Annotated in this window: 5 protein-coding genes; 3 read left to right on the top strand and 2 right to left on the bottom strand. The window is 41.3% G+C overall.

Annotation, left to right across the window (positions count from 1 at the left end; all coding sequences use genetic code 11):
- Both GNF10_RS34250 and GNF10_RS34245 read left to right on the top strand, forming a co-directional pair.
- Nucleotides 1-1328, top strand: a 1328-nt coding sequence (locus GNF10_RS34250; RefSeq protein WP_221644700.1) for an AAA-like domain-containing protein, incomplete at its 5' end; no start/stop codon positions are given.
- Nucleotides 1325-4252, top strand: a complete 2928-nt coding sequence (locus tag GNF10_RS34245; protein WP_185582143.1) for an AAA-like domain-containing protein — start codon at nt 1325-1327, stop codon at nt 4250-4252. The genes GNF10_RS34250 and GNF10_RS34245, both read left to right, overlap by 4 nt.
- Nucleotides 4253-4377: 125 nt before the next feature.
- Here the strand turns inward: GNF10_RS34245 and GNF10_RS34240 are convergent, their stop codons facing one another.
- Together GNF10_RS34240 and GNF10_RS34235 are read right to left on the bottom strand one after the other, a co-directional pair.
- Entirely contained in the window at nt 4378-4680 is a 303-nt protein-coding gene (locus GNF10_RS34240; RefSeq protein WP_311774261.1) for a hypothetical protein, read from the bottom strand.
- 104 nt (nt 4681-4784) lie between these two features.
- The gene (locus tag GNF10_RS34235) at nt 4785-5042 is read right to left on the bottom strand and encodes a hypothetical protein (RefSeq protein ID WP_185582142.1); all 258 of its coding nucleotides are present in this window, start codon (nt 5040-5042) and stop codon (nt 4785-4787) included.
- Between the two features lie 583 nt (nt 5043-5625).
- Between GNF10_RS34235 and GNF10_RS34230 the strand changes: the two genes are divergently transcribed.
- Complete coding sequence (locus tag GNF10_RS34230; RefSeq protein WP_185587126.1) at nt 5626-5838, top strand: DNA-binding domain-containing protein; 213 nt, start codon at nt 5626-5628, stop codon at nt 5836-5838.
- Nucleotides 5839-5962 lie beyond the last annotated feature (124 nt).

The raw sequence follows: 5962 nt of genomic DNA, 5'->3' as shown, positions 1-5962 counted from the left end.
ATTTTATTCGCGTCAATCATCCGCGAACACTATTTTCTTTGTTTTACCCTCTATTTCTCCTTAACCGAGCAGTATTGAGAGTCAATTTACCTTTTGATGACCCGCTCAATTACGAACAGCGAAGTTTCTTGCAAACCATTCAGCAACGGCAATGGAAATCTGAGGCAGACACTCCAGTTATCTTATCGGAAATCCTTTCACTCTTATCAACAGGGTCAGCACCTGAACTCCTAGCCGAGGAAATTACTCCTACTCCAATTGTGATCAAGGGAGATCGCCCACCGTTGCCCGTAGCAGAACTGGAACTTCCAGGCGGGACGATACAACTAGCTTCTCGGTTTTACGTCCAGCGAGAGCCTTGGGAATCGCGTTGTTATGAACAGATTGGAAAAAACGCTGGACTGATTCGTATCAAAGCCCCCCGACAGATGGGAAAAACTTCCCTTTTAGCTCGGATTTGCGATCATGCGGCAGAGCTAGGCTATCGCACAGCTAGCTTAGACTTCTTAGAAACTGATGAGGCAATTTTTGAAGATTTAACGGTTTTCTTGAAACGGTTTTGTGCGTTAATCAGTCGCAAGCTGGGAATATCCCCGCGACAAGTGCCCGAATTTTGGGATGAGGAATTATTCGGCCCCAAGGAAAACTGCAATGATTATTTTGAGCAGTATATATTGGCTCCTTTGACGGTTCCCTTATTTTTGGGATTGGACGAACTAGATCGGCTCTTTCCCTACAATATAGTGGCCAAAGAATTTTTAACCCTGTTGCGCTCTTGGAATGAAAAGGCGAAAGTGAATGAAACTTGGGCGAAATTGCGGATAGCGATCGCCCATTCCACAGAATCTTATGTGGTAATGGACACTAATTCATCTCCCTTTAACGTGGGGCTGGCAGTAGAGTTGCCAGAGTTCAACCAAGAGCAAGTTTTAGATTTAGTAGCGCGGCACGGACTGAGTTGGGGGACGGAGGAAACTAGACAACTGATGAAGATGGTGGGGGGACATCCCTATCTGGTGCGCCTTGCCCTTTATCACGTTGCTCAAGGGGATTTGACGTTAAGCGAATTTCTAGTTACAGCTGCGACTGATGCGGGTATTTATGGCGAACACCTGCGGCGACATTTGTGGAATTTACAGCAAAACCCAGAATTAGCAGCCGCCTTTCAACAAGTGGTGGCAACAAAAGAACCCGTATGCTTGCCTTCAATGTCAGCTTTTAAATTAAATGGGATGGGTTTAGTCAGCTTACAGGGGAATGAAGTGATTCTCCGCCATGAGTGCCTATACCGTCCTTATTTCCAATCGCGCTTGAGGATAAGGGAGTGAAGGAGTCAGTCAACAACGGCAGCTATCGCTATCAAGTGGGGGGAGCCTTGGGTCAAGACGTTCCCTCTTATGTTACAAGGGCAGCAGATATTCAGTTATATGAAGCTCTACAAGCACAAGAATTCTGCTACGTCCTCAACTGCCGCCAGATGGGAAAATCTAGCTTGATGGTACGGGCTCTGGCTCGGCTAAAGTCAGAGGGTTGGGCGGGAATCGTCTTAGATTTTTCAGCGAAAGACAGTCAAGTTGAGCAGGCAGAACGCTGGTACAACGGCATCATCAACCAACTAAACCGCCATTTTAGCTTACTTGATAATGCCCGTACTTGGCTCAAGGAAAGGGATTTTCTCTCGCCTGTGGAACGGTTAGAAGAGTTTATCGAAACGGTGCTACTGCCGGGAATTAATCAGCGTATTGTCATCTTTATCGATGAAATTGACAGCACCCTCAATCTGCCCTTTACTGACGACTTTTTTGCTCTGATTCGCGCCTGTTACAACAAACGGGCAGAAAATCCAGACTACAAGCGGCTGACCTTTGCCCTGTTGGGCGTGGCGGCTCCTGCCGAGTTGATTAGCGACAAGAAACGGACTCCTTTTAATATCGGTCAAGCAATCGACCTCTTGGGCTTTGGGTTAGAGTCAGCGCAACCTTTGGTTAAGGGGTTGGCAGAAAAAGGCGACAATCCCCAGGCAGTCTTAGCAGAAATCCTCAAGTGGACAGGAGGGCAGCCTTTTCTCACTCAAAGGTTATGTCAGTTGGTTGTAGATAACACAGAGTTTATCTCGGCAGAAAAGGAAGCTGAGTCTATTGCAAAGTTGGCGCACAATTGCTTGATTAACAACTGGGAATCTCAGGACGAACAGGAGCATTTGAAGACAATTAGAAATCGCCTGTTGAGTAACGAACAAAAGGCTGCATACTTGCTGGAGTTGTATCGGCAGATTCGCCAAGCTGGAAAACTCAAGTTCCAGAATACTTCCGAAGAAAGGGAATTGCAACTGTCGGGGTTAGTAGTCAAGCGAGATGATCACTTAACGGTTTACAATCCCATCTACGAACAAGTGTTTAACGAGCAGTGGATTGATACCCAGTTAGGCAAATTACGTCCCTATTCAGAGAATTTTCGTTTTTGGGTAGTTTCTGGAGGTGCTGATGAATCACGGTTACTACGGGGTAAGGCATTACAAGAAGCAGAAGAATGGGCGAGGGATAAGAATTTAAGTTACCAGGATAAACAGTTTTTAGCAGCTAGTAAAGAGAAAGAGATCCAGGAAGAAATTGCCGCTAAAGAACAAGAAGCTGCTTTTGAACGGGAGAGAAAGGATAGGGAGGCAGCAGAGGGAAGAAATCAATTACTCAGTGAGGCCAATAAGAAAGCTCAACGACGAATTAGTGTTGGAGTCGTTGTTTTGGTTGTTGCAGTTCTGGGAGCAGCAACCGTAGGTGGATTAGCTAAAAGACAAGTTGATGCAGCCAATAAACGAGTCGAAACTGCTAACTCTCAAGTTGATGCAGCTAATGAACGAGTTAAAGCTGCTGATGCTCAAATTACTAGGGCTAATAAAAATTTAGAACAAGCCCAGACAAAGCTGACAGAAACACAAAAAAACGAACAAAAAGCTAAAAATAATGTTGCACAAGTAATAAAGCAAGAACAACAAGCAAGAGAAAAAGTAGAAAACGCAAATAAAACTCTTGACAAGGCTAGGAATAGAGAAAAAGAAATTTTAGCAAAGCTTACAACTAAAGAAAACAAACTTGAACACACAGAGAACGAACTTAAAAACACAAGCACAAAAAATAAAGCTACTAAAGCAGAAATTGTGAACGTTCGCGAGCTTGTAGCACTAGCTGGACAATTGCGAAACCAAAGTTCATCAGACTCAGATGAAGCTTTAAGGCTGGCAGCAGTATCATTTAATATTGATAACCATGAACTTAAACAAGCATTATTACTGTCGGCTAAATCACAAGCCTACCAAGGACTAAAAGACTGGAGTAATGCTAAAGATGAAATTCAAAAAAGTCAATTATATTTATCCAAAGCTGATCAGAAAGTTATAAGTTTGACCCAACGTTTACAAGTTCAAGTATTACTTCATAAAATCCACGGTGATTTACTAGCGCAAAATAAACAAACTCAGAAAACTATAGAATCTTATAGTAACGCTTTTAAAATTCTAAAAACTCATCCAAGCGACACTGATTTTACTAAAGGCAATCAGTTGCTTACAGGCGAAAATATTGAATCAGTTTATCGAAGTTTAAGAAAGCTAAAACCCCAAGACAAAGAAGTTGAAACAGTGCTAAAAAAACATTTATACGCTCAACTTGAATATTTTTTGAAGGCTAAAAATTGGGAAGCGGCTGACGGTAAAACATATAAACTGATACTTAATATTGCTAAAATAGAAAGAGGATATTTAGATTATGAGCAAATGAATAATTTCTCTTGCTCAGACTTGCAAAGAATAGACCAGCTTTGGGTCAGCTACTCAGACAACCGTTTTGGCTTTAGTGTACAGAAGGAGATATGGATTAGCACTGGGAATAGGCTAGGTATCAAACCAGATGAGTGGACTTCTAAGGATTCGGCAAATTATTTGGAGTTTGCCAAGCGCGTCGGATGGTATAATGACCGACAGCCAGAAGGTAACTCAAAAGACAGTTGGATGAGTTATGAAGAACTAATCAACAATATAAAAGAGAACCCTAGCAGTAACAGTATTAGAGGCGGTCTACCGAGTACTTTTCGATTAATTAGTAAGAGGGTACTTGCAATACTTGCAGCGAATGGGGTCAGTAGGAATCAGGCGTATATGATCATTGGGCCAGTAGAAATTTTGAATCATTTTTGCGTTGCGTCAGCTAACAACTATATTCAAATAGTAAGAAACCCTCATCGTTTTGCGTCCAGCTAACAACTATATTCAAATCAAATAGTAAGAAACCCTCACTACCGCCAAGTTGCAACTTGTGAATTGTAACCTATAAAGCTTTCAAAAGTTTGTAACCATTTATTTCAGCCTCATTTTCCACGCAATAATCAGCATTTCGCAAAACCGATACCTGGCACTGGCGGCTGATAGCAATTTGCCTGAATAAATTTTGTTGCTACCTCATGCACCTCCGTACTTTCAGTCACCCTCTGCTTATCCCAAGGTAAACTCATCTGCCCTGGCGATGACTTTTTTGCCTTTCCACCGTTCATCACCGATGTTAAAAAGTGACTACCCCAATAATTCCTTTTTTCTGGTTTAGCCTTTGGCCGATATTTTTGACAAAACCTGCGATACTTGCCGCGCAGTCCTCCAAAGTCCGCCCCAACTGCAAAAATGACGGATGTCACTGCGTAATGCCGTCGTTACTTAAGCGGTCATGAGTCCCATAGTTGCTAAAGTCGTACAAAAGCAGTCATCCTCATAACCTAAGACTTGCATAGATGTAATGGATTTATATATTTATACCAACTTTTTTTAACATTTCAGATTGACTATTAGCTATAAACTTACAGTAAATATCAACATCATATTCATAATCTCCTGCCGATTCTTCTATCCGCATACCGTATGAGATATAAACAACTTCGTAAACGCCACCACCATCTATGAAATACTCCCCCAATCTCGGTATCACAGGCATATTATATAGCTTTTTTAAATCGCGCTGATCATTTTTATATAACCAAATCATTGTTCTATAGGCTGACATTTTTTAACTCCTAAATTATTCCGTGTTTATAAGTTTGAAGCTGTTACAGGATCTGCGATTGTAGATGTAATATTGGTTTTCTTAGTAAATCCAACATTATTATATAATTCTAATTGGTTAAAAGTCGTGCAGAAATAATTTGAACACTTTAATTTGAAAGTAAAGCTCAACGCTTATTCCAAATTAAATTTATAAAACTTATTTTTATGTAATGCTTTAGTATTATCTACAGGCTGATTACTCTTAATTATTTGGTCAAAAACCATTGCAGATATAGGGCAGTGAAATCTCTTCTTAAAGCTAAAATATATAGATATAGTCCTGGTTGACTTTCATTCTTTGCAGCTTTTTGGTACACCTGACCCAGAACCTGCGATCGCTTCACGCAGACAAGCTCAAAGTCAGTACTAAAGAGAGTTTACGGTCAAATCGTACTGTTATGCTCCTTGAGTTTTGTCAGTCAAGCAGGATATAGTCTAAATTTAGCTAAATTAAGAGTTTTGCGAGTTTTATTGCTATTTTACGTGAAAACACGGAATAATAGTAATGCGTGGTCATGCAGTTAATGAAAAGGTTGCCTGGAATGGTCAAACCTCAAATTGTAGTTAGATTGTCCCCAGAACTGCTGGAGAAACTGAACAAGTATGCCGAACAAACTGGTGCATCCAAAACGGATGTAGTGGTTGGTGCATTGTCTCAGTATTTGGGATGCGGTGAGGCATTGCCACTGAACCAAAAGGTAGCAGAGCTTGAATCTAGAGTGGCAACAGTAGAAGCATTGGTAAAAGTCAGTTAAACCGAGAGTAGTTGAGAAATCCTATGTCAACAGAAATTCCCACCCCGAAAACAATCTGGATTATTACAGAAGAAACGGAAGCAGCAACGACTCATGAAACAGTGACAAGAGGTTCGAGAAGTGG

Origin of the sequence: Nostoc sp. UCD121, from assembly GCF_014222285.1 — a bacterium.
Classification (GTDB): Bacteria; Cyanobacteriota; Cyanobacteriia; order Cyanobacteriales; family Nostocaceae; genus Nostoc.
This window is presented reverse-complemented; position numbering and strand designations above follow the sequence as displayed.

Coding starts and splice junctions, on each gene's coding strand:
- GNF10_RS34230 (WP_185587126.1), top strand. CDS start 5,626: ATGGTCAAACCTCAAATTGTAGTTAGATTGTCCCCAGAACTGCTGGAG.
- GNF10_RS34235 (WP_185582142.1), bottom strand. CDS start 5,042: ATGTCAGCCTATAGAACAATGATTTGGTTATATAAAAATGATCAGCGC.